The following is a 21,442-nucleotide window of genomic DNA, read 5'->3' on the forward strand; positions in this document are numbered from 1 at the left end:
GCCAGGGTGGGCATCCTTATTGCCAGTACCTTGCAACAAGGACAGAGGTGCGTCTAGCTTGGCTTCGCCCGCTTCGACAAAGGACTGATGAAATGACCACCGCCACGTCTCCGGACGCACCGGCACCACCAGGGTCCCGCTGGCGCCGCATCGCCGGCTCGATGACCCGCGCCGAGTGGACGAGGGTCGGCGGCATGTTCGCCTTCATCCTCGCCCTGCACATCATCGGCTGGTTCACGCTGGTGGCGATCGTGGCCCCCGAGCACTACAGCCTCGGCACCAAGTCCTTCGGCATCGGCATCGGCGTCACCGCGTACACCCTCGGCATGCGGCACGCGTTCGACGCCGACCACATCGCGGCGATCGACAACACCACCCGCAAGCTGATGGGCGAGGGCAAGCGGCCCCTGTCGGTGGGCTTCTGGTTCTCGCTGGGCCACTCCAGCATCGTCTTCGGCCTGGCCTTCCTGCTCTCGCTCGGCATCAAGGCGCTCGCCAATCCCGTCGAGGACGACAACTCCCAGCTCCACAACGTCACCGGCTGGATCGGCACCACCGTCTCCGGCACCTTCCTGTACGTCATCGCCTTCATCAACCTGGTGATCCTGGCCGGGATCTGGAAGGTCTTCCGGCAGATGCGCGAGGGCCACTTCGACGAGGCGGCGCTGGAGGAGCAGCTCAACAACCGCGGTTTCATGAACCGGTTGCTGGGCCGGGTCATGAAGTCGATCACCAAGCCGTGGCAGATGTACCCGCTGGGCCTGCTCTTCGGCCTCGGCTTCGACACCGCCACCGAGATCGCGCTGCTGGTGCTCGCGGGCTCCGGCGCGGCGTCCGGGCTGCCCTGGTACGCGATCCTCTGCCTGCCGGTGCTCTTCGCCGCGGGCATGTCGCTGCTGGACACCATCGACGGCTCGTTCATGAACTTCGCCTACGAGTGGGCGTTCTCCAAGCCGGTCCGCAAGGTCTACTACAACCTCACCATCACCGGCCTGTCCGTCGCCGTCGCCCTCATCATCGGCACCGTCGAACTCCTCGGCCTGGTCGCGGACAAGGCGGGATTCCACGGCGCCTTCTGGGACTGGGTCGGCGGGATCGACCTCAACATCGTCGGCTACGTCATCGTGGGCCTGTTCTTCGCCACCTGGGCCGTCGCCTTCGCCGTCTGGCGGTTCGGCAACATCGAGGAGAAGTGGTCGGCGGGCCTGCGCACCGCCGACCAGCAGGCCGACTGACCGGCGGCCCGCCCACGGCCCACGACGCGTCCGGGGCGGGCCCTAACCGCCCGCCCCGAGCGGCGGGCGGGTGCCGACGACGACGGTCGCGTACAGCTCGTCCGAGTCGGTGACGTGCGCGCGGAGCCCGGCGGCGGTGAAGAGGCCGACCGCCCGCCGGGCCTGCCGCTCGCTCGACTCGACCAGCAGGGAACCGCCGGGGGCGAGCCAGTCGGTGGCCCGCGCGGCGACACGCCGCATGACGTCGAGGCCGTCGGCGCCTCCGTCGAGCGCCATCAGGGCCTCGTGGTCGCGGGCCTCGGGCGGCAGCAGGCCGACCTCGTCGCTCGGTACGTAGGGGACGTTGGCGGCCAGCAGCCCGACCCGTCCGCGCAGGTCGGCCGGGAGCGGCGCGAAGAGGTCACCCTCGTACACCCGCCCGCAGACGCGGGCCACATTGCGGCGGGCGCAGCGCACCGCGGCCGGGTCGAGGTCGGCGGCGTGCAGTTCGACGCCGCCGCCGAGCGCGGTGGCCAGGGCGACGCCGACGGCCCCCGAGCCGCAGCACAGGTCCACGACGACGGCGCCGGGCGCGGCGAGCCCGGCCGCGACCTGGACGAGGAATTCGGTACGGCGGCGCGGTACGAAGACGCCGGGGTCCACGGCGAACCGCTGTCCGGCGAACTCGGCCCAGCCGAGGACGTGTTCGAGCGGGAGACCGTCCGCGCGGCGCGCGACCATCGCGGTGAGTTCTTCGGGGGTCCCGGCCGCCGCGATGAGCAGCCGCGCCTCGTCCTCGGCGAAGACGCAGCCCGCAGCCCTGAGCGCGGCGACGACGGTGGATTCGGGCGACGGTGCGGTGAAGTCCGACATGTAAAGCCTTTCGGGAAGCCCACGGGCACTCCCCCGGCCTCACCTACGCCGGAGAGACCGCTCGGCCGTACGGCGGGAGCACCCGGCCTGCGATACCGGTAATCGGTCCCACCTCCTCGGCTGATCTCGGCTGATCTCCACTGCTGTGGCGGGTCCTGGCCCGCCGCTGACGGCATCGACCCTACCCCACGGCGCGCCGCGCCCGTCGCCCCGAACCCGCGCCCTCGGACGGCGGCGCGCTGAACCGCAATGTAACGGTTAAGCATCAGCGCTGAATCAGTCCCTTTACCGGCCCACAACCCAATGCAATAGTGCGGTCGTTCCGCCACTGAATCGCTTAAGTACCGCGCTGTGGAGACGGAGATGGTGCATGAAGGGCAAGGCACTCGCCGGGTCGCTGCTGGCGACCATGGCGCTGCTCGCCGCGGGTTGCGGTGGCGGGGGCTCGACGTCCAAGGGCGGTACCGCCACCGTGCCCGCCGACCCGTCGGCGGTGTCGGGTGACATCAAGGTCCTCACCCAGCGGACCGACCTCGTGCAGGACGGCACGATGAAGAAGTACGCCGCCGAGTTCAGCAAGCTCTATCCGAAGGTGCGGGTGACCTTCGAGGGGATCACGGACTACGAGGGCGAGGTGAAGATCCGGATGAACACCTCGAACTACGGCGATGTGCTGATGATCCCGGCGGCCATCAAGACCGACGACTACCCGAAGTTCTTCGCCTCGCTGGGCAGCGCCGAGGAGTTGGGAAAGAAGTACACCTTCACCGGCAAGGCCACGGTCGGCGGCAAGGTCTACGGCATCGCGAACTTCGCGAACGCGGCGGGCTTCGTCTACAACAAGGCCGTCTGGCGGCAGGCCGGGGTCACCGACTGGCCGACCACTCCCGACGCCTTCCTCGCCGACCTCAAGGCCGTCAAGGCCAAGACCTCCGCGACGCCGTACTACACCAACTACAAGGACGGCTGGCCGCTGACCGCCTGGACCTCGGTGCAGGGCGCGGCCACCTGCGACGCCAAGGCGGCCGACGAGCCCGCCACCGACCCGGACCCCTGGCGCGCGGGCACCGACCTGAACGTCGGCGACACGCTGCTCTACACCATCGTGCACGACAAGCTCTCCGAGCAGGACCCGACCACCACCAACTGGGAGAACAGCAAGAATCTGCTGGCCACCGGCAAGATCGCCACCATGTGGCTGGGCTCGTGGTCCATCGTGCAGATGCAGGACGCGGCGAAGAAGGCCGGGCGCGACCCGTCCGAGATCGGCTACATGCCCTTCCCCTCCCAGAAGAACGGCACCTTCTGCACCCCGGTGGCGCCCGACTACCAGGAGGCGGTGAACGTCCACTCCAAGAACAAGGCGGCGGCCCGCGCCTGGATCGACTGGTTCACCGACAAGTCCGGCTACGTGCAGACCAATCAGGCCGTCCCCACGCTCAAGGGCGGACCGCTGCCGTCGGCCCTCAAGCCGTTCCAGGACGCCGGTGTGCGGTTCGTGGAGATGTCGCAGGCGCAGAGCGCCAAGGTCACCAGGATCGACAACCAGTCCGAGATCGGCATGACCGACAAGCCCGAGTACCGCCAGCACCTGATCGACGTGGCGCGCGGCGCCGCGGGTGGTGATCTCCCCGGCATCTTCGCCGGCCTCGCCAAGAAGTGGGCGAACGCGCAGAAGACCGCCGCCCTGTGACGCGCGCCCGGGTCTGGCGGACCGTGACGCCGTGGCTGTACCTGGCGGTGCCGCTCGCTCTGCTGATCACGTTCACCTACCTGCCGGTCGGCACCATGATCAGGGACAGCTTCACCGACTGGGACGGGGTCAGCCCCGACCGGAACTACGTCGGGGCCAAGAACTACGTGGAGCTGTTCACCAGGCCCGAGCTGTTCCAGGTCTTCTTCGTCAGCGTCTACTACCTGGTGGCGTCGGTGGCGCAGATCGCGCTGGCGCTGTACTTCGCGACCGTGCTCAGCTTCGACTTGCGGTTCCGGAATCTCTTCAAGGGCCTGCTGTTCTTCCCCTACCTGCTCAACGGGGTCGCGATCGGCTTCGTCTTCCTGTACTTCTTCCAGCCGCACGGCACCCTCGACACCGTGCTGAGCGCCTTCGGGGTGCACGGGCACCACTTCTGGCTGGGCAGCGGGCGGACGGCGAACACCTCGCTGTCCGCGGTGTCGGTGTGGCGCTTCATGGGCCTGAACTTCGTGCTGTTCCTCGGCGCGATCCAGTCGATCCCCGGTGAGCTGTACGAGGCGTCGGAGCTGGACGGCGCCAACCGCTGGCAGCAGTTCCTGCACATCATCGCGCCGGGCATCAAACCGGTGCTGAGTCTGAGCGCGATCCTGGCGATCTCCGGCTCGCTGTCGGCGTTCGAGATCCCGTACATCATGACCGGCGGCGCGGCGGGCACTCAGACCTTCGTGATCCAGACGGTGAAGCTGGCCTTCGAGTTCAACAAGATGGGGCTGGCCTCGGCGGCGGCCGTCGCCCTGCTGGTGATCATCTTGCTGGTGACCTGGTTGCAGCGCGTCGTGGTGCCCGACGAGAGGAACGATCTCGTATGACCTCGCTGCTCGTCCGCGACACGGCGCAGGCCCCGCCGCCGGAGACCGTCGACCGGCCCGCGCGCACCCGCAGGGTGCTGGTCAGGGCGCTGGTGTACCTCTCGCTCGTGCTGGCCTCCGCGGTGGTGCTGCTGCCGCTGGTCGCGGTGTTCCTGACCTCGCTCAAGACGTCGCAGGAGATGACGGCGGACGGCGGGGCGCTGTCCCTGCCGCACAACTGGCTGAACTACCACAATTATGTGACGGCCTTCCGGGCCGGGAAGATGCTGCGCGCGTTCGGGAACACCGCGTTCATCCTGGTCTTCTCGATCGCGGGCACGGTGCTGATCGGCTCGATGGCGGCGTACGCGATCGACCGGTTCCACTTCCGGCTGCGGCGGCTGGTGATCGCGCTGTTCCTGATCGGCTCGCTGGTGCCGAGCGTGACGACACAGGTGGCGACCTTCAAGATCGTGAACAACTTCGGCATGTACGACAGCCGTTGGGCACCGATCGTGCTGTACATGGGCACGGACATCGTGTCGATCTACATCTTCCTCCAGTTCATCCGGAGCATTCCGGTCTCGCTGGACGAGGCGGCCAGGATCGACGGCGCGAACACCTTCACGATCTACTGGCGGATCATCCTGCCGCTGCTCAAACCGGCCATCGCCACGGTGGTGATCATCAAGGGGATCACGGTCTACAACGACTTCTACATCCCCTTCCTGTACATGCCGTCGGAGAGTCTGGGGACCATCTCGACGTCGCTGTTCCGCTTCAAGGGGCCCTACGGCGCGCATTGGGAGGACATCTCGGCGGGCGCGATCCTGGTGATCGTGCCGACGCTGGTGATCTTCCTGTTCCTCCAGCGGTTCATCTACAACGGATTCACCAGAGGCGCGACGAAGTAGGGACGCACCGGGAGCGAAGCGGACCGGCGCTCGCCGGTCAGGTCGTACGGGCGGGCGGGGCGGTGCTCTCGCGCGGGGTCAGTACCGGGGTGGCCACCGGTCCCGTCGCGGGTGTGCCGCCCTTCAGCACGGTCAGCAGCCGCCGGGCCACCTCGGCGCCGAAGCCGAAGACGTCATGGCTCATCGCCGACAGCTTCGGCAGGGTGAGCTGGCACAGCTGCGAGTCGTCCCAGGCGAGCAGCGAGACGTCACGGGGGACGGCAAGGCCCATCTCGGCGGCCACCGACAGACCGGCGACGGCCATCAGGTCGTTGTCGTGGAGGATCGCGGTGGGGCGGCGTCCCGGCTCCCCGGCCGGAGGGCTCACCGCTCGTCGCCCGGATCCGTGCGCTGGACCGCGGAGTTGACGCAGTACAGCGCCGCGGCGGCGGCTCCGGGCTCCGGCCGGTCCCAGCCGCGTACGGTGATCGTGACGCGCTCGCCGGGCAGCAGGGTGACCAGGCCCCGGTCGGCGTGGGCCGCGGGGTCGAGCCGGTCGGCCTGGAGCAGCAGGTCGCGCAGGAGCGTCCGGGCGGTGACGGTCACTTCGGTGGCGCCGCCGTCGGAGGTGGCCAGCTCCAGGTCCCAGCGGGGCGCGGGGTAGGCGAAGTCCTTGTCCCTGGCCGGGAACCACAGGGCGCGGACGTCCTCGCCGCCGCCGGGTCCTTCGGCCTCGACGGTCAGCAGTTCCTTGGTGCTGTCGCCCGGCGGTACGAGGTCGCGCGGTACGGCGATCTCGGCGACCGTGCGGGCCGTCGCGGTGAACGGCAGCCGGGCTTCGGCGAGTACGGCGCCGTCCACCGCGACCCTGCGCAGGACCGCCGTGCCCGACCAGTCCCGCGCGCTCTGGTTGACCAGGGCCGCGACCAGGCCGTCGGCGCGCTCCTGGACGGTGAGCAGCCGGTCCGCGTAGAGCCGCTTCAGCTCGTGGTAGAGCGGCTTCTCGCGCTCGTCGCCGTCGATCGCGGCCCACGAGGTCACCGGCCAGCAGTCGTTGAGCTGCCAGACGACGGTGCCCGCGCAGGCCGGCCAGTGCGAGCGCCAGTGCTCGATGCCGCACGCGATGGCGCGGACCTGGTTGACCTGCGTCAGGTAGTGCCAGGTGTCGAAGTCGGCGGGGGCCGGGAAGTGGTGGGCCAGGCCGCGGTCCAGCTTGCCGTTGCCGTCGGCGGCCTTCTGGTGGTGCAGCATGCCGGGCGAGTCCGGGGTGAGCGGGTCGTCGGTCAGCGCCCGGCGCAGCGTGGCGTACGCGGGCGGCGCCTGCCAGCCGAATTCGGCGACGAAGCGCGGCACGTCCTCCAGGTAGCCGGTCCAGTCCTGGCGGTTCCACACCTCCCAGGAGTGGGCGGTGCCGTGCGCCGGGTCGTTGGGGTGGTGGTTCCACGAGCCGGACCAGGGGCTGCCCGCCCAGTAGGGCCGGGTCGGGTCGGTCTCGGCGACCACGCGGGGCAGCAGGCCCAGGTAGTAGCCCTCGCCCCAGGACGCGCCCGCCAGATCCTGCTCCCAGTCCCAGTCGCGGAAGCCCCACAGATTCTCGTTGTTGCCGTTCCACAGCACGAGGCTGGCGTGCGGGGCGAGCCGGGCCACGTTCTCCCGCGCCTCGGCCTCCACCTCCGAACGCAGCGGCTGCTCCTCGGAGTAGGCGGCGCAGGCGAACAGGAAGTCCTGCCAGACCAGCAGCCCGGCCTCGTCGCAGGCGTCGTAGAAGTCGTCGCTCTCGTAGATCCCGCCGCCCCAGACGCGGATCAGGTCGACGCCCGCGTCCTTGGCCTGCTGGAGCCTGCGGCGGTAGCGGTCGGGGGTGATCCGGGTCGGGAAGACGTCGTCCGGGATCCAGTTGACCCCGCGGGCGAATATCGGCTCGCCGTTGACCAGCAGGGTGAAGGGGGTGCCCTTCTCGTCGGGGGCGGTGTCGAGGGTGACGGTGCGGAAGCCGATACGGCGGTGCCAGTGGTCGAGCGCCACGCCGTCTTCGCCGTCGGTGCCCTCGGTCCCGGCGTCGACGAGGGTGACCTCGCAGTCGTACAGCGGCTGGGCGCCGTAGCCGTGCGGCCACCACAGCTCGGGGCCGGGCACCTCGGCGGTGACGGTGCACCGGTCGGCGCCCGCGGGCACGTCGGCCTCGACCCGCGTCTCCCCCACCCGCAGGCGGACGGTCAGCGGGCGGTTCAGGCCGGACGCGGTGCGCTCGATCTCCAGCCGGGCCTCGACCCGTCCGGTGCCGTCGGCCACCGTGACCAGCGGGGTGACGCCCGACAGCCGCGCGGTCGACCAGTGTTCGAGCCGCGCGGGCTTCCAGATCCCGGCGGTGACCAGCGTCGGACCCCAGTCCCAGCCGAAGGAGCAGGCCATCTTGCGGATGTACTGGAAGGGCTCGGGGTACGAGTTGGGCCGGTCGCCGACCAGCGCGCGGACCCGTTCCGCCTCGGTGTAGGCGGAGGTGAAGGCGACGGTCAGCGCGGTCTCGGCCGCCGGTCCGTACCGCTCGGTGACGTCGTAGCGGTAACCGCGGTGCATGTTGCGCGTGGCGCCGAGGACGGTGTCACTGAGGCGGATCTCGGCCACCGTGTCCAGGCCGTCGAAGACCAGGTCGGTGCGCTCGTGCCCGGTGGCACGCGGCGGCAGCGCCGTCTCGTACGTCCAGTCCGCGCGTCCCACCCACGCCGCCGCGGTCTCGTTCCGATCCAGGAACGGGTCCTTCAGCAGCCCGGCGGCCATCAGGTCGGTGTGCACGCAGCCGGGTACCTGGGCGGGTACGGTGCCGGACCCGAGCGCGGGCGCGGCGTCCGCTCCGGCTCCGGCTCGGGCTGCCGACCCGGACTCGGGAAGGCGCAGCCTCCAGCCGTCGGCGATCGGCGTGACGTCCTTCATCCCTGCTCCTTGCCTGCTGTTGCCTTGCCGCCGGCCGGTTGTCGGCCCCGGTGGCCCGCGGCGCCCAACCTAGCGACCCCGCCGACCGGCTGTCCATTAAACGGTAAAGCACCGCAAGTGCTGATGGGAAGCGGGGTGTTCCCTTGATGTCAGGGGCTTTGCTGAACCGATACAGGGCCGTCCCGGAGCCGGCCCGGAGCCGGCCCGGAGCCTGTCCGGGGCCGGTGCGGGACCCGGCGGACCGTGGCGGTGAAAAAACCTCCGCCGGAGGCGATGAGTTTCGGACGCCGCGCCGGTCAACCCCGCACAAGCCGTATCCGACGCTCGGGAGTGATCCGCATGGCCACGTCCATCACCACCGTCACCGACTACCTCGCCGCCCTGGAGGAGCCGCTGCGCGAAGTCGGCACGAAGGCGCGGGAGATCATCGAGGCCGCGCTGCCGGACGCGCCCGGCGCCATGTGGCACGGCCACCCGGTGTGGAGCCTGGGCGGAGCGCCGGGCGTCGCACCGGTCTGCCTGCTCAAGGCGTACGGCTCCTATGTGACCTTCGGGCTCTGGCAGGGCCAGCAGGTCCAGGACGCCAGCGGGCGGCTGGAGCCGGGCGCGCGGGCCATGGCCTCGGTCAAGCTGCGCGCTCTGGACGACGTGGACGCCGAACTGTTCACGCGGTGGCTCACCCAGGCCCGCGCGCTGGCCGCGGCGGAGTCGGCCTGAACGCGGGAGGCCGCGGCACGCGGCGAGGCCGCACCGCGCGAGGAGGCGGCGGTCAGCGCGGGCCGCGCCGGCCGCGCACGGCCAGGGCCACGCAGCCGACCGTCGCCGCCAGGGCCAGCGCGGCGGGCAGCCGTGCCCAGTCGGTACCGGCCACCGGCACCGTCGCGCAGACGAAGGTCAGGGCGACGGCCGCCGCCGCGGTCAGGGCGGGGGCCGGGCCGCGGGCGGCGCGCGGCGCGGTCGCGCCCCGCGTCCAGTCGTCGGTGATCAGCAGATACGCCAGGAAGAGGCCCACGACGCAGGCGGCCAGCCAGGTCGGCGGTTCGGTGACCGCCGCGGCCACCACCGACCCCACGGCGAGGACGGTGGAGCGGCGGCGGGCGGCGATCTTCGCCCAGCGCATCGAATTGCGCACCGGCCGCTCGTCCACCATCGGCGCCGCCCACCAAGCGACCCCGGCCACCACGAGCAGCGCCACCTGTGCGCCGAGCGAGTGGCGTACGGCCTCCGGCGCGTCGCACGCCGCGAGCGCGAGCGCCACGGCCAGGCAGCGGGCGGGCAGTTGGGCGGGGAGCCGGATACGGCGGGCCGCCCGGGCGGGGGTCGAAGGTGCAGAAGGGGCCGAAGGCGCGTCGGCCGAGGGCGTCGGGGCCGCGGGCGTCAGGGCGGGAGCCGAAGGTGCCGCGGGCGTCAGGGCGGGAGCCGAAGGTGCCGCGGGCGTCAGGGGCGAGGGTGCCGGGGCCGCGCCCGGCCGCTCCGCCGTACCGCTCATCGCCTGCCTCCGTGGATACGTGTGCGCACCAGCGGCGCCAGGGCCAGATCGAGGGTCTCGCCGCGCTCATGGGTGACCACCGCGATGCCGCGCTCCTTCAGCGCGAAGCGCGTCGCGTCCCGCTCGGACCGCCACAGCCGCAGGCCCAGCTCCGCGTTGACGTCGCCGGGTTCGATGTACGGGTCCGCGGTGGCGATCTCGATCACCACCAGGGCGAGGGCCCGCGCGGCCACGCGATGCAGCACGTCGAGGATCCGCTGGTCGGCCAGCGGCGTGAAGACGTACACGATCGCGCCTTCGGGCAGCGCGGGCGGCGGGAGGTTGCTCACGCCCTCGGTGCGGTAGGAGATGTCCTTGCGGACTTCGAGGACGCTCTCGACGATCCGGTAGAAGTAGCCGTCCCCGCTGCCCGGCTGGAGCCAGCGGGTCGTGCCGCCCACCGAGACGACGCCGACCCGGTCGTGGGTGCGCAGATAGGCGCGGACCAGTCCGGCCGCCGCGCGGAAGGTCTCGTCCAGCGAGGACGTGCCGGTGACCGGGTCGAGGACGTCGCCGAGTCCGTCGAGCATGACGACGGTGTCGGCGGCGCGCTCCGCGGCGAACTGCTGGAGTTGCAGGGAGCCGCGGCGGGTCGTGGCGGGCCAGTTGATCCGCCGCTGCCGCTCGCCGCGGATGTACGGGTGCACGCCGGTGACCTCGACGCCCTCACCGCGCTGCGCCGCGGTGTGCTCGCCGAGCCGCTGCGGGAGGCGGACCGGGATGGGCGTCATCCCGGCGCGGGACGGCACGGGGAACACCCGCACCTCGCCGAGGTCCGCGCGGACCGTGCGGCGGGCGGTGCCGCCCGCGTCGTAGAGGTCGAGATCGACGGTACCGAGCGTCCAGCGGCCCCAGCGCTCGGCGGTCAGCCGCAGTTCCACGCGCGAGCTGCCCACGGTGAGGTGGTCGAGCCGTACACCGGGCCCCAGCGTGACGCCCGGGTCGAGCCGCCCGCGGTCGCCGTCGTACGCGACGGTGATCCTGGCGGTGACGGTCTCGTCCTCGAACAGCCGCCGCGGTTCGACGTCGACCGTGACGTCCATCCGCGCCGTGCGCGTGCCGTACGGGAGTGAGAGCGCGAGCAGCACCAGCGGGCCGGCGGCCAGCGCGAGCAGCCACGGCCGTCCGGTGAGCAGGGCGGCGGCGACGGCGACCGCGGTCACCGTGCCGTACCGCAGGGCGCGTTCGCCCGCGCGCCAGCCGGTCGGCGGCGGCGGCGGTGGCTCCGCGGGCACGGCCCGCCGCTCGCCGGGCGGAGGCTGGGCACCGCCGAGCGCGCGGGCGACGGCCGCGTGGGGGTCGGTCATGACGCGACGGCGTCACGGGCCGCCAGCGGCAGGGTCTGCGGGGCGGGTACGGACTGCACGATCTCCCGGATCACGTCGTCGGCGTTGATCTGCCGGACCCACAGCTCGGGGCGGAGCGTGACGCGGTGGGCGAGCGCCGGGACCGCCACCCACTTCACGTCCTCGGGGGTGACGTAGTCCCGGCCGTCGAGCACGGCGCGGGCGCGGGCGAGTTGGACCAGCGCGAGGCCGCCGCGCGGTGACGCGCCGACCTGGATGTGCGCGTGGTCGCGGGTCGCGCCGACCAGCGCCACGATGTACTCCAGCAGGTCGTCCTCGACCTCGACCCGCTCCACCGCCGCGCGCATCGCGAGCACTTCCGACGGCCCGCTGAGGGTGCGCAGCTTCGCCTCGGGCGCGGCCCTGTCGATCCTGGACCGCAGCATGTCGGTCTCCTGCGGCGCCGACAGATAGCCCATCCGCACCCGCAGCAGGAACCGGTCGAGCTGCGCCTCGGGGAGCGTGTACGTGCCCTCGTACTCGATGGGGTTGGCGGTCGCGATCACCACGAACGGGTCGGGCAGTTCGCGGGTGCTGCCGTCGATCGACACCTGCGACTCGGCCATCGCCTCCAGCAGGGCGGCCTGGGTCTTGGGCGGGGTGCGGTTGATCTCGTCGGCGAGCAGCAGGTGCGTGAAGACGGGGCCGGGCCTGAAGACCATCTCGCCGCTGTGCTGGTCGTAGAAGGGCGCGCCGGTGACGTCGGAGGGCAGCAGGTCGGGGGTGAACTGGATGCGGCGGAATTCCAGTCCGAGGGTGGTGGCGAAGGATCTGGCCAGCAGCGTCTTGCCGAGTCCCGGCAGGTCCTCGATGAGGACGTGGCCGCCCGCGAGCACGCCGAGCATGACCAGCTCCAGCGGTTCCGGCTTGCCGACCACGGCGGTGCGGATCTCGGCGAGCACCTCGGCGGCCCTCTCACCCGCCCGCCGGGGGCTCAGGGCGTCGGCGTCGTGGTCGGATATGCGCTCGGAGCTGGTCACTGCGGTCCTCACCTTGCCTGGTCGTGGAGCGTCGTGAAACGGGGTACGGGGGCGGGGCGGCGCACGGCGGACGCGCGGAATGCGGGCGCGGTCACAGCGTCTCCAGCCGGTCGAGCAGCGCCCGCAGTACGGCTTCGGGAATCGCCGGCTGCGGCGGGCCGGTCGTCGGGTCGATCCACGGCCACAGGTCGGGACCGACGATCGCGCGGGCCCGGTCGGGGCTCTTGCGCAGCAGCACCCCGTGCCGCTCGGCGAGCCGGGCCGCGAAGAGCCGCTGCAACTGCGGGCGGAGCGTGGAGTGGAAGTGCAGGGCGCCTTCGGGGCCGAGCGCCTTGCGGACGACCCGCGGCCATTCGCCGAGCGCCGGGGCGCGACCGCCGAGCAGCCGTACGGACTTGCGGTATCCGCTGTCCTGCGCGCCCGCGCCGCCGACATACCGGGCGATACCCAGCGCGACGACGGTGATCAGGGCGAGGCCGGTGGCCGCGGCGACGAGGCCGTCGGTGAGCGCGAGCAGCACTTCGGCGGCGACGACGAGGCAGCCGAGCAGGGCCAGCGAGTGGCGTACGGAGCCGGGCGGGCCCGCCGCCCGCCGGAGGCGTTCTTTCACTGTGCGGCCTCCGCGGCTGCTTCGGTGGTCCGCTCCCCGGGACCGCCGCCGTCGCCCGACGCGGCCTCGTCCGGGGCGAGTTGGGCGGCGATCTCGGTGAGTGCCCGCGCGGCGCGGTCCCGGTGGCCGTCGTCCATGGGGTGGGTGGAGTAGCGCGCCTCACGGAAGAGCGCGGTGAGCGCCGCCGCGCTCGGGCCCGCCAACCGGCCTGCCGTGACGGCCCGTTCGAGCAGGTCCTGCGGGCTGTCGGAGGCGCGGCGGGCGATGCCGGAGGCGGCGAGGGACCGTTCCATGGCGGCGTAGCAGGCGATGACGGCGGCGCGCGCGTCGGCGTCGTCCCGCAGCGCCCGGCGCCCGGACTCCACGGCCTCGGCGAGCAGTTCGTCCTCGTCGTCGGCCTGGTCGTACCCGGGGCCGTCCTGCCGCTCCGCCTCGCCCGACCGCAGATAGCGCCAGAGCAGCACGGCGGCGAGGACGACGGCCAGCACCAGCAGTCCGATGCCGATGCCGATCAGGACGTGCGTCAGCCAGGAGGGGAAGCCGTGGTTGTCCTGGTGCCTCTTGAGCGGACGCGGCGGTGTGGGGGCGCTGGGGGTCGGCGCGGTGGCGGCTCGCCATTTGCGGTCCTTGCCGCCGCCCGAGGTACGGCCGGACGCGTGGAACCGGTGCATGACGAAGATCAGCAGTGGGACGACGAAGGCGGCGCCCAGCAGTGCGGCGCGGACCACGTCCACGAGCCGCTGCCGCAGCGGGTCGGACTCCGCGTCGTCACCGACCTGGAGCACGTAGCGGTTGTGGAGCATCAGCGCGCCGATGAACCACGCGAGGCCGAGCGCCACCACGAACACATTGCCGCCGAGCGGTCCACCGCCCTTGCCGAACGCCTTGCCCTCGGGCCGCAGCACCAGGGCGCTGAGCGCCAGACCCCCGATCACCAGGACGCCGAGCGCCGCCCGTGCCCCGGCGCTCGTCCGCGGCCCTCCCCCGTTCCCCGCCCGTCCCACCGCCACCTCCCCTTGTCGCGGAAGGCAGCTTCGCACACGAGTCCAGGGCTGTCAGCAGGCCCCCCGCCGGGGCGGAGGCGCTGACGGGGGGGCGGGAGCGGGCCGGGGCGTCCTTCAGTAGCGCTGGGCCTGGGCCACGCGCGGGAAGAGCGTCTTGTCGGCGTCCTTCGTGCTGAAGGCGACCGGCTGGGCGTGTTTGCCGGGCTCGACGTCGCGGGCGCCGACGACCGTGGAGTCCACGACGGCTCCGTCGGAGTCGGCGAATTCGACCTTGACGGCGAAGGACGCCTTCGTGTCGGTGGTGTTGGTGATGCTGACCAGGACGGCGTTGAGGCCGCCGGTCCTGGCCTTGGGGAAGCCGGTGAGCTGGACGTCCTTGACGGCGTTGCCCTGCCCGTCGACCTTGGCCAGCTCCGACTTCGCCTCGGCCGCGGCGCTGCCCGCGCCCGCTTCCACCGACGCCTCGAAGCTGGAGGCGGCGGCCTTCGCGGAGGACTGCGCGGCGGAGGCGGTCTGCTGGGCGGCGGAGGCGAGGGAGTCCAGCGGGGAGGGCAGGGTGCCGGAGAAGTTCCCGGTGCTGGGCGGCCCGCCGGGCGTCGTCGCTCCGGTCGAGCTGTTGCCGGAGGAGTTGTCGCAGGCCGACACCAGCGCCAGGCCGCCGGCCGCCATGGCCACCAGCGCCGCCGCGGTCAGTGAGCGCAGGCGGCGCGAGCGGGCCGTACGAGCCCGTCCGTCACCGGTTTCTCCTGCGCGGGTCCCCTCGGTACGACGTCGGCTCACGGGCTTCCCCTCCGGTTTCTGCGCTGGTCACCGGTCGGGCACACGCTCCGGCCGCCCCTCCACCGTGCGGGGTGCCCCGGCGGCGCGCAGCGTGCGCGGTGCCGTACGGGTGACGCGCCGGGCCCGGCGGTCGGGTGTCCGCACCGGCCCTGCGAGGGGGTGCCCGCCGCGGGCCTGCGCGTTTGCGGGGTCGGCGGGACGGGCCGAGCATGAGGCCATGACCGATCCGGTGGCGTTCGACGTGGTCAGCGAGGGCTTGGCCGAGGTGCACCGGCGGCTGCTGCCGCTGCGGGACGGCGAGGTGGCGTCGTACATCCCGCAGCTCGCGCTGGCCGACCCGGACGACTTCGGCATCGCGCTGGTGAGCATGGGCGGCCACCGTTACGAGGCGGGCAGGTCACGTACCGAGTTCACCGTGCAGTCGGTGTCCAAGCCGTTCGTGCACGCGCTGGCCCTGTCCGAGCTGGGCCTCGACGAGATGACCCGCTGGGTGGGCAACGAGCCGAGCGGCGACGCCTTCAACGCGATCAGCCTGGAGCACGGCACCGGCCGCCCCGCCAACCCCATGATCAACGCGGGGGCCATCGCGACGACCAATCTCGTACCGGCCGCCTCGCCGGGCGAACGGTCCGCGCGCATCCTCGACGCGCTGAGCGCCTTCGCCGGGCGGCGGCTCACCGTGGACGAGGACGTCTACCGCTCGGAGGCGGCCACCGGCGACCGCAACCGGGCGCTGGCGTATCTCATGCACGCGGCCGGTTCGCTGCGCACCGACCCGGTGGAGGCGGCCGAGGTGTACTTCCGGCAGTGCTCGGTGCTGGTGAACACCGTCGATCTGGCCGTGATGGCGGGGACGCTCGCCAACGGCGGGGTCAATCCGGTGACGCGCGAGCGGGTGGTGGCCGAGCAGGTGGCCGTCGAGGTGCTGTCGGTGATGGCGACCTGCGGGATGTACGACGCGGCCGGTGACTGGCTGGTGCGGGTGGGGCTGCCCGCCAAGAGCGGGGTGTCCGGCGGCCTCGCGGCGGCCAGCCCGGCCCGATTCGGCATCGCCTGCTACAGCCCGCCGCTGGACCGTACCGGCAGTACGATCCGCGGGGTGGTCGCGCTGCGGGAGCTGTCGCGGCGGTTCGGCATGCATCTGATGCACCACCCGGTGCCGGGCGCGGACACCGTGACGCGGGTCGGCACGGGCGGCAGCGGCGGTACGGGGACCCGGGTCTCCTCCGGGCGGGAGCGGGTGACGGCCGACCGCGACCTGCTGGACCGGGACGGCGACCGGGTGGTGCTGGTGGCCGCGCGCGGCGAGGTGGACTTCCCCGCGGCGGAGCGGCTGCTGCACGCGCTGGCGAGCGCCGTGCCGCTGGTGCCCGGCTGGGTGGTGGTCGACATGGAGCGCGTGACGCACGTCAATCCGGTGGCCGGGCTGATGCTCGGCAACGCCTTCGAGCGGATCTCGGCGGCGGGGCACCAGGTCGCCCTGGTCGGCGCGCCGGACCAGCACTGGGGCGGTGTCGCGGTACGGCACGACAGCGTGGAGGACGCGCTGGCGTGGGCGGAGGACGCACTGCTGTACGAGCTGCGGCCACTGCCCCAGTGAGATATCCATAAAGAGACAAAGGGATTTCATGTCCGGGGGGACTTCGCCGGAAGGGCCTGCCATGCACTCGCCTCTCAGCCCCGCCACCCTCGCCGACCTGCGCCGTCCGCGCCACTACCCCGCCGTCTCCGTGCTGATGCCGACGCACCGCCGGGAGCCGGACAACGCGCAGGACGCCGTACGCCTGCGCAATCTCATCGCACGGGCCAAGGACGAGGTGGAGTCCGACCCCGAGGTGTCCAGGGCCGACCGGATCGATGTGGTCGAGCAGCTGGACAAGGCGCTGTCCGAGGTGGACCTGGTGCACGCCGAGGACGGTCTGGCGATCTTCGCGGCGCCCGGTGAGCACCAGGTGTGGTCGCTGGACCGCTCGGTCCCGGAGCGGGTGCTGCTCGCGCAGACCTTCCTGACCCGAAATCTCATCGCCGCGCAGGCGGCCGACCAGCCGTACTGGGTGCTTGCGGTCTCCGCCGACCACGCCACCATGTGGGGCGGCGGCCGGGAGCGGCTGACCGAGCACACCGCGAGCGGTTTCCCGAAGACCCGGTCGCTGCCCGACACCGACATCGAGCGCGAGGAGCGCATCGGGGACCGGCCCAGCACCTTCAACGACGAGGAGACCCGCCGCTATCTGCGCGAGGTCGCCGACGCCGTCGGTACGGTGCTCACGGCCGAGCCGCGGCCCCTCTACGTCGTCGCGGAGGCCGAGGCCCTCGCCGTCCTGGACGAGGTCAGCCCCGATGCCAAGGAGGCCGTCCGGGTCCTCCAGGGCGGTCTGTCCAAGGGCCCCGCCGAAGCCGTCCGGCAGGCCGTGCTGCCCGCCGTCCGCGAGCGCGCCGACCAGGACGTCTCCGATGTCCTCGCGGAACTCGACGCCGCCCGTGGCCGCCGTACCTTCGCCGCGGGCGTGGACGAGGTCTGGCAGTCCGTCGTCGAGGGCCGCGCCGCAGTCGTCGTCATCGAGGACGACTACCGCACCACCGTCCGCGACGACGCCGACCACCTCGTCCCCGCCACGCCCGAAACCCCGGGCGCCCGTGAGGACATCGTCGACGAGATCGCCGAACAGGCCCTCGACACCGGCGCCCGCGTGCACTTCGTCCCCGACGCGATGCTCAACGGCTCCCACCACATCGCGGCCGTGCTGCGCTACTGACGGCCCGCACGGCCTTTCTCCGCCTCGGGCCTCGCCTCATACGCGGTCTCTTGCCCGGCCTGTTGCGCGGCGGGCCCCGCCTCTTGCCCGCTCCCCCAGCTCCGGCAGCCGCCGCGCGTCGTGGTGCGGGAACCGCACGGCGGCGCCGCGCTCGCGCGCCTTGGCCTCCGCGGCGCGCAGCGCGGTGTCCGCCAAGTCGGCGTCACCGTGTGCGTGCGGCCCGCCCCTACGAGCGCCTCCGTCAGAAGTCGATTTCCACGTAGTCGATGTCGGTGAACTCGACCAGCAGCCCGTCCGCGCGGCGGCCGCTGTCCTTGAAGTAGACCTCCTGGAGGCCCTCGGCGGCGATGGCCTGGAGCTGCTGTTCGGTGGCGCCGGAGGACTGGGCTTCGAAGAGCCGGGCGGCGTAGGCGGGCGGGAGGTGCTGGGTGATCCGGCGCATGCGGCCGTCGTCGGTGGAGCCGGGGGCGGCGGTGAAGCCGAAGCGGGCGCGGGTCTCGATGACGAGGCCGTCGGAGGTGGCGGCGCGGCGCTGGGCGCGCTGTTTGACACGGGGCTGCCAGTCCTGCCGGACGGCGGCGGCGAGGCGGTCGGCGAGTTCGCGCCGCGGCCGCTTGAGCGTGCCCTTCAGGTAGCGCTCGACGGTGCGCTGGGTGACGCCGAGGCGCTGGGCGACGGCGCGGGTGGAGCCCTTGGCGCATTTGACCAGGAAGCGCATCTGGGCCTGCGCGGACTTGGGGATCGGCCGGGTCTGGGTGTTGGCCGTCGCCTTGTCGAGACTGTCGCCGATGATGCCCACGCTGTGGTCCTACTCTCCGTCGACGGCGGCGTCGGTGCCCTTGATGTGCCGGGCCGGGTTGTGGCCCTGGTCGAGGAGCTCGACCGCCCACATCAGGTCCTGGGTGCCTTCGTGCTTGACCATGCCGGGACTGACGCCGAGCCGGAATCCGCCGGGCAGCGGCTTGCCCTCCGGCGCGCGCGGCAGGAAGTCCAGCGGCGAGGGGCCGTCCGAGGCGTAGACGGCGCAGTCGGACAGCACGGCGAGCGGGTAGAGCCCGACGGCGGCGAACTTCCGCATTTTGCGGTGCATGTTGACCCGCGCGGAGGAGATCACGGCCGCGCGGATGTCGGGCCGCCAGGTGGGGCGGTCCAACGCGGACCACCGCTCCCCCGGCCGGTAGCCCGCGCCCTGCGGGCGCTCGCGGAGCTTGCCGATGCCGCCCTTGACGGTCGCCTTGACGGCGGACAGCACGGCGGCCAGGCCCGGATCGGTGTCCTTGTGGACGGCCATCGCGGCCAGGAAGTCCGCCTCGTCCATCCCCGCGGTGACGCCGAGCTGCCCCATCGTGGCGAGGTAGGCGTCCCGCAGCCGGGTGTACCAGGCGTCCAGATACGCGCCGGTCTCCGGCCGTACGTACGCCTCGACGGGCTTGACGTCGTGGCCGAGTTCGACGGCGTAGGCGACGGTCGGGGTGGCGTACCAAGCGGGTCCCTCGGGGCGGGTGCCCTGGGGGGTGAAGGGGCTCGGCAGCCGGGGGTCGAGTTCGATGCCGGAGAGGTCGACGAGCCAGCAGCCGGGCAGCGCCTTGTCGAAGCCGGGGGCGGTGCGGTGGACGGGGGCGCCGAGGCCGACGGTGAGGCGGTTCGCGGCGGCGGCGAAGGCCATGTTGACGTCGATGCCGACCGCGTACGGCCTGGCGCACTCGTCGTCACCGAGGAGCTGCGGGTCGCGGATCCAGTCGTACGCCTCCTCGTCCAGCACCTGGTCCGGTGTGCGCCGGTGGCCGCGCGGATGGAGCCGGGCCGCCACGGGGTGCTCGTCGGGGGCCTCGGGCGGCGCGGGGTCGACGGCGGCGCCGAGCGCGCCGGCCACCTGCCCCGACACCCACGCGCCGCTCGCCTCGTCCCGTACGGCCCTGGTCGGCGGGCGCAGGCTCGTCATCAGTTCGAGGCCGCAGACGGCGGTCGAGCCGCGCGGGGTGATCACACGGGTGGCGTACGTGCCGAGGACGCGGGCCACTTCGGCGGGCGGCGCCTGGTCCACGTTCCCCCACGACCGGCTGTCCAGCGCGCCCCAGGGCAGGATCGCGAGCTGTACGCACTGGCGCTGTCCGGCCTGCGCGGGCCGGTAGACGCGTGCCCAGGGGCCGAAGCCGCGCCGGGTGAGCTGCCAGCCCGCGCGGGCGACGCGGCGTACGGCCTCGTGGTCCTCGGGCAGCCGCAGCCCGCGCCGGTCGGCCAGTTCCGCGGGGAGGCCGAAGCGGGTGGTGGCGGACTCGGTGAGGACGACCAGCGGGTCGGCGTCCTTGCCCGAGCGGTGCAGCCGGGCCGCGCCGAGGCGTGCGTCGGTGAGGGCCCACTGCACGAGCGACGGAATGTCGTCCGCCGGGCATTCCAGGACGAGGCCGCCGACGCAGTACGCGCTGCCGTCGCCGTCCACGACGGCCAGCGGTCCGTTGGCGAACCGCGGATCGGCACCGGGCTCGGGGGCACGGCCGGAGGCGGGGGCCTGGGGGCGGCGGGCGGGGGCGGGGCGGCGCGGCGGCGGGGCGGGCTGGCGCGCGGGGGCGGCTGCTGCCTGGGATGCGGGGGCAACGGGGGCCGGGAACCGTCGAGTTGGCGGCGCCACCACGGCGACCGGCGCGGGCTCCGGTACGGGCACAGGTACGGGCACAGGTTGCGGGGCCGGCTCAGGAGCCGTGGCGACCGGCGGCGCCGGATGCAGCGCAGCGAGACCGTCCAGCAGCCGTACGTACGCCGCCCGCTTCGGCGACCTCGGCTCGGCGCGGCCGGACTCCCACGCGGTGACCGTCTCGCGCCGCACCTTGAGCGTCTTCGCGATCTGGTCCTGGCTGATCCCGGCCGCCTCACGCAGCCGCTTGCGCTCGGAGGGTTCCGGCAGCGAGTCCTGCGCGGCCACTTGTTCGAGCAGCGCGTCGACCGAAGCGAACAGCTCGCCCTGCTCATTCGACAACCGGACCACCTCCGGCCGTTACCCTAGCCAAACACACACCCGAACACACGCCGGACACACAGTGTCCGGCGATCATGCCGACGCGGCGACCGGCTACGGCTGCCGCGTCACCCCGCTCACCGTGAGCCGTACCGGCAGCGCGCCGCTGCCGATCAGAGCGGCCAGGTCCTCCGCGCGCTGCCGGTCCAAGTCGCCGAAGATCTGCGCCGCGCCGTCGGTGATGGCCTGCTGGACGGCCGGTGCGGACAGCAGGTCGTCGTCGAGCAGGATCGCGAACTGATTGGCGGGCGGCGTCTCCTGGGCCAGCGCCGCGGTGACCGTGCCGAATGTCTTCGCGCCCCGCTCGGTGAAGTTCAGATTCACCATCCACTGGCCGGAGTTCGGCTCGTACGCGGACTTGGCGCTCTTGACGTCCTCGCCGTCGAGCGCGACCGGGCCGAGCAGGTACTTCTGGCCGGTCTTGGCGTCGCAGGCCGGGGTCGGCTCCTCGGGCCTGGACAGCGGGGGCGTGCCGGTGACCGGGCAGGTGAGGGCGTCGAAGCGCTGCCGAATCTCGGCGGACCCCTCCGCGTGATCGCCCTTGACCGCCCGGAAGGCCAGCTCGGCGGTCGCCGCCAACTGCCGCAGCCGGTCGCCGCTGTCGCCGGGCGCGTCGGCGGTGATGACGTTGCCGCGCTGTTCGATACGGGTGCCGGTCAGTCCGAAGGCGGCGGCGCGTTCCTTGAGCCGACGCACCGTCTCCTGGAGTTGGTCCGCGCTCATCGCCGAGGCGGCGGTGTACGTGGCGACGGTGCGGCCCGAGGCGGTCGACTCCGACGGCTTCACACCGCTGTCGGGGTCGACCGCGTCGGGATCGACGGCGCCGGGGCCGGAAGGGCCGGAACGGGCGGCGCCGGGCGAGCCGGGGGACGGCGAGCCCGACGAGCAGGCGGCGAGAGCCGGGCCGAGCGTGATCAGGACGACGGTGAGGGCGACCGTGGACACGGTACGGTGAGGACGCATCCGCCCA

19 protein-coding genes are annotated in these 21,442 nt (G+C 72.7%); 7 read left to right on the forward strand and 12 right to left on the reverse strand.

Annotated features, from left to right (window positions below):
• Positions 1-92 precede the first annotated feature (92 nt).
• Positions 93-1,235 carry a Nickel transporter NicT gene (gene nicT / locus ACZ37P_RS24875; RefSeq protein ID WP_355341022.1) on the forward strand — a complete coding sequence of 381 codons (1,143 nt, stop codon included), beginning with the start codon at positions 93-95 and terminating at the stop codon, positions 1,233-1,235.
• 42 nt (positions 1,236-1,277) lie between these two features.
• Here the strand turns inward: nicT and ACZ37P_RS24880 are convergent, their stop codons facing one another.
• Complete coding sequence (locus tag ACZ37P_RS24880) at positions 1,278-2,087, reverse strand: putative protein N(5)-glutamine methyltransferase (protein ID WP_467348672.1); 810 nt, start codon at positions 2,085-2,087, stop codon at positions 1,278-1,280.
• A gap of 370 nt (positions 2,088-2,457) precedes the next feature.
• On the opposite strand from ACZ37P_RS24880, the gene ACZ37P_RS24885 reads away from it, so the two are divergent.
• From ACZ37P_RS24885 to ACZ37P_RS24895, 3 genes are read left to right on the forward strand one after another with little or no spacing between them, the layout of a single operon-like run.
• On the forward strand, positions 2,458-3,780 hold the full coding sequence (locus tag ACZ37P_RS24885; protein WP_355341342.1) for an ABC transporter substrate-binding protein: 1,323 nt from the start codon (positions 2,458-2,460) through the stop codon (positions 3,778-3,780).
• Complete coding sequence (locus tag ACZ37P_RS24890) at positions 3,747-4,652, forward strand: carbohydrate ABC transporter permease (RefSeq protein WP_467348674.1); 906 nt, start codon at positions 3,747-3,749, stop codon at positions 4,650-4,652. The genes ACZ37P_RS24885 and ACZ37P_RS24890 overlap by 34 nt, the downstream gene beginning before the upstream one ends.
• Positions 4,649-5,545: a carbohydrate ABC transporter permease gene (locus ACZ37P_RS24895; protein ID WP_355341031.1), complete on the forward strand. Its 897-nt coding sequence runs from the start codon at positions 4,649-4,651 to the stop codon at positions 5,543-5,545. The genes ACZ37P_RS24890 and ACZ37P_RS24895 overlap by 4 nt, the downstream gene beginning before the upstream one ends.
• 37 nt (positions 5,546-5,582) lie before the next feature.
• Here ACZ37P_RS24895 and ACZ37P_RS24900 read toward each other — a convergent pair whose 3' ends face one another.
• Both ACZ37P_RS24900 and ACZ37P_RS24905 read right to left on the reverse strand, forming a co-directional pair.
• Complete coding sequence (locus ACZ37P_RS24900; protein WP_467348676.1) at positions 5,583-5,912, reverse strand: substrate-binding domain-containing protein; 330 nt, start codon at positions 5,910-5,912, stop codon at positions 5,583-5,585.
• Complete coding sequence (locus ACZ37P_RS24905; RefSeq protein ID WP_467348678.1) at positions 5,909-8,455, reverse strand: glycoside hydrolase family 2 protein; 2,547 nt, start codon at positions 8,453-8,455, stop codon at positions 5,909-5,911. Before ACZ37P_RS24905 ends, ACZ37P_RS24900 begins: the two co-directional genes overlap by 4 nt.
• A gap of 339 nt (positions 8,456-8,794) precedes the next feature.
• On the opposite strand from ACZ37P_RS24905, the gene ACZ37P_RS24910 reads away from it, so the two are divergent.
• Entirely contained in the window at positions 8,795-9,172 is a 378-nt protein-coding gene (locus tag ACZ37P_RS24910) for a DUF1801 domain-containing protein (RefSeq protein WP_467348679.1), read from the forward strand.
• Between the two features lie 52 nt (positions 9,173-9,224).
• Here the strand turns inward: ACZ37P_RS24910 and ACZ37P_RS24915 are convergent, their stop codons facing one another.
• The 6 genes from ACZ37P_RS24915 to ACZ37P_RS24940 all read right to left on the reverse strand — a co-directional run bounded on the left by ACZ37P_RS24915 (position 9,225) and on the right by ACZ37P_RS24940 (position 14,703).
• Positions 9,225-9,944 carry a hypothetical protein gene (locus tag ACZ37P_RS24915; protein WP_467348681.1) on the reverse strand — a complete coding sequence of 240 codons (720 nt, stop codon included), beginning with the start codon at positions 9,942-9,944 and terminating at the stop codon, positions 9,225-9,227.
• A complete protein-coding gene (locus ACZ37P_RS24920; RefSeq protein WP_355341042.1) occupies positions 9,941-11,290 on the reverse strand; it encodes a DUF58 domain-containing protein in 1,350 nt (449 codons plus the stop codon). Before ACZ37P_RS24920 ends, ACZ37P_RS24915 begins: the two co-directional genes overlap by 4 nt.
• A complete protein-coding gene (locus ACZ37P_RS24925) occupies positions 11,287-12,309 on the reverse strand; it encodes an AAA family ATPase (RefSeq protein WP_355341045.1) in 1,023 nt (340 codons plus the stop codon). The genes ACZ37P_RS24920 and ACZ37P_RS24925 overlap by 4 nt, the downstream gene beginning before the upstream one ends.
• A gap of 91 nt (positions 12,310-12,400) precedes the next feature.
• A complete protein-coding gene (locus ACZ37P_RS24930) occupies positions 12,401-12,919 on the reverse strand; it encodes a hypothetical protein (RefSeq protein ID WP_467348684.1) in 519 nt (172 codons plus the stop codon).
• Positions 12,916-13,923 carry a DUF4129 domain-containing protein gene (locus ACZ37P_RS24935; RefSeq protein ID WP_467348685.1) on the reverse strand — a complete coding sequence of 336 codons (1,008 nt, stop codon included), beginning with the start codon at positions 13,921-13,923 and terminating at the stop codon, positions 12,916-12,918. Before ACZ37P_RS24935 ends, ACZ37P_RS24930 begins: the two co-directional genes overlap by 4 nt.
• 114 nt (positions 13,924-14,037) lie before the next feature.
• The gene (locus ACZ37P_RS24940; RefSeq protein ID WP_391045067.1) at positions 14,038-14,703 is read right to left on the reverse strand and encodes a hypothetical protein; all 666 of its coding nucleotides are present in this window, start codon (positions 14,701-14,703) and stop codon (positions 14,038-14,040) included.
• 217 nt (positions 14,704-14,920) lie between these two features.
• On the opposite strand from ACZ37P_RS24940, the gene glsA reads away from it, so the two are divergent.
• Together glsA and ACZ37P_RS24950 are read left to right on the forward strand one after the other, a co-directional pair.
• Positions 14,921-16,303 (forward strand): glutaminase A, encoded by a 1,383-nt coding sequence (gene glsA / locus ACZ37P_RS24945; RefSeq protein ID WP_355341061.1) that lies wholly within the window; start codon positions 14,921-14,923, stop codon positions 16,301-16,303.
• Between the two features lie 61 nt (positions 16,304-16,364).
• Positions 16,365-17,459, forward strand: a complete 1,095-nt coding sequence (locus ACZ37P_RS24950; RefSeq protein WP_467348687.1) for a baeRF3 domain-containing protein — start codon at positions 16,365-16,367, stop codon at positions 17,457-17,459.
• A gap of 241 nt (positions 17,460-17,700) precedes the next feature.
• Here the strand turns inward: ACZ37P_RS24950 and tpg are convergent, their stop codons facing one another.
• The 3 genes from tpg to ACZ37P_RS24965 form a co-directional block, all read right to left on the reverse strand.
• On the reverse strand, positions 17,701-18,258 hold the full coding sequence (gene tpg / locus ACZ37P_RS24955; protein WP_467348689.1) for a telomere-protecting terminal protein Tpg: 558 nt from the start codon (positions 18,256-18,258) through the stop codon (positions 17,701-17,703).
• Between the two features lie 9 nt (positions 18,259-18,267).
• Positions 18,268-20,433, reverse strand: a complete 2,166-nt coding sequence (tap, locus tag ACZ37P_RS24960) for a telomere-associated protein Tap (RefSeq protein WP_467348690.1) — start codon at positions 20,431-20,433, stop codon at positions 18,268-18,270.
• Positions 20,434-20,526: 93 nt separating this feature from the next.
• Positions 20,527-21,435, reverse strand: coding sequence for a SecDF P1 head subdomain-containing protein (locus ACZ37P_RS24965; RefSeq protein WP_391161957.1), 909 nt, complete (start codon positions 21,433-21,435; stop codon positions 20,527-20,529).
• Positions 21,436-21,442: the final 7 nt, after the last annotated feature.

It is taken from the genome of Streptomyces sp. NPDC024632 (assembly GCF_055559175.1).

Excerpts from the sequence above, each read along its gene's own strand:
- glsA (WP_355341061.1), top strand. The coding sequence starts at position 14,921 with ATGACCGATCCGGTGGCGTTCGACGTGGTCAGCGAGGGCTTGGCCGAG.
- nicT (WP_355341022.1), top strand. The coding sequence starts at position 93 with ATGACCACCGCCACGTCTCCGGACGCACCGGCACCACCAGGGTCCCGC.
- ACZ37P_RS24885 (WP_355341342.1), top strand. The coding sequence starts at position 2,458 with ATGAAGGGCAAGGCACTCGCCGGGTCGCTGCTGGCGACCATGGCGCTG.
- ACZ37P_RS24905 (WP_467348678.1), bottom strand. The coding sequence starts at position 8,455 with ATGAAGGACGTCACGCCGATCGCCGACGGCTGGAGGCTGCGCCTTCCC.
- ACZ37P_RS24920 (WP_355341042.1), bottom strand. The coding sequence starts at position 11,290 with ATGACCGACCCCCACGCGGCCGTCGCCCGCGCGCTCGGCGGTGCCCAG.
- ACZ37P_RS24880 (WP_467348672.1), bottom strand. The coding sequence starts at position 2,087 with ATGTCGGACTTCACCGCACCGTCGCCCGAATCCACCGTCGTCGCCGCG.
- ACZ37P_RS24965 (WP_391161957.1), bottom strand. The coding sequence starts at position 21,435 with ATGCGTCCTCACCGTACCGTGTCCACGGTCGCCCTCACCGTCGTCCTG.
- ACZ37P_RS24910 (WP_467348679.1), top strand. The coding sequence starts at position 8,795 with ATGGCCACGTCCATCACCACCGTCACCGACTACCTCGCCGCCCTGGAG.
- ACZ37P_RS24950 (WP_467348687.1), top strand. The coding sequence starts at position 16,365 with ATGCACTCGCCTCTCAGCCCCGCCACCCTCGCCGACCTGCGCCGTCCG.
- ACZ37P_RS24915 (WP_467348681.1), bottom strand. The coding sequence starts at position 9,944 with ATGAGCGGTACGGCGGAGCGGCCGGGCGCGGCCCCGGCACCCTCGCCC.
- ACZ37P_RS24895 (WP_355341031.1), top strand. The coding sequence starts at position 4,649 with ATGACCTCGCTGCTCGTCCGCGACACGGCGCAGGCCCCGCCGCCGGAG.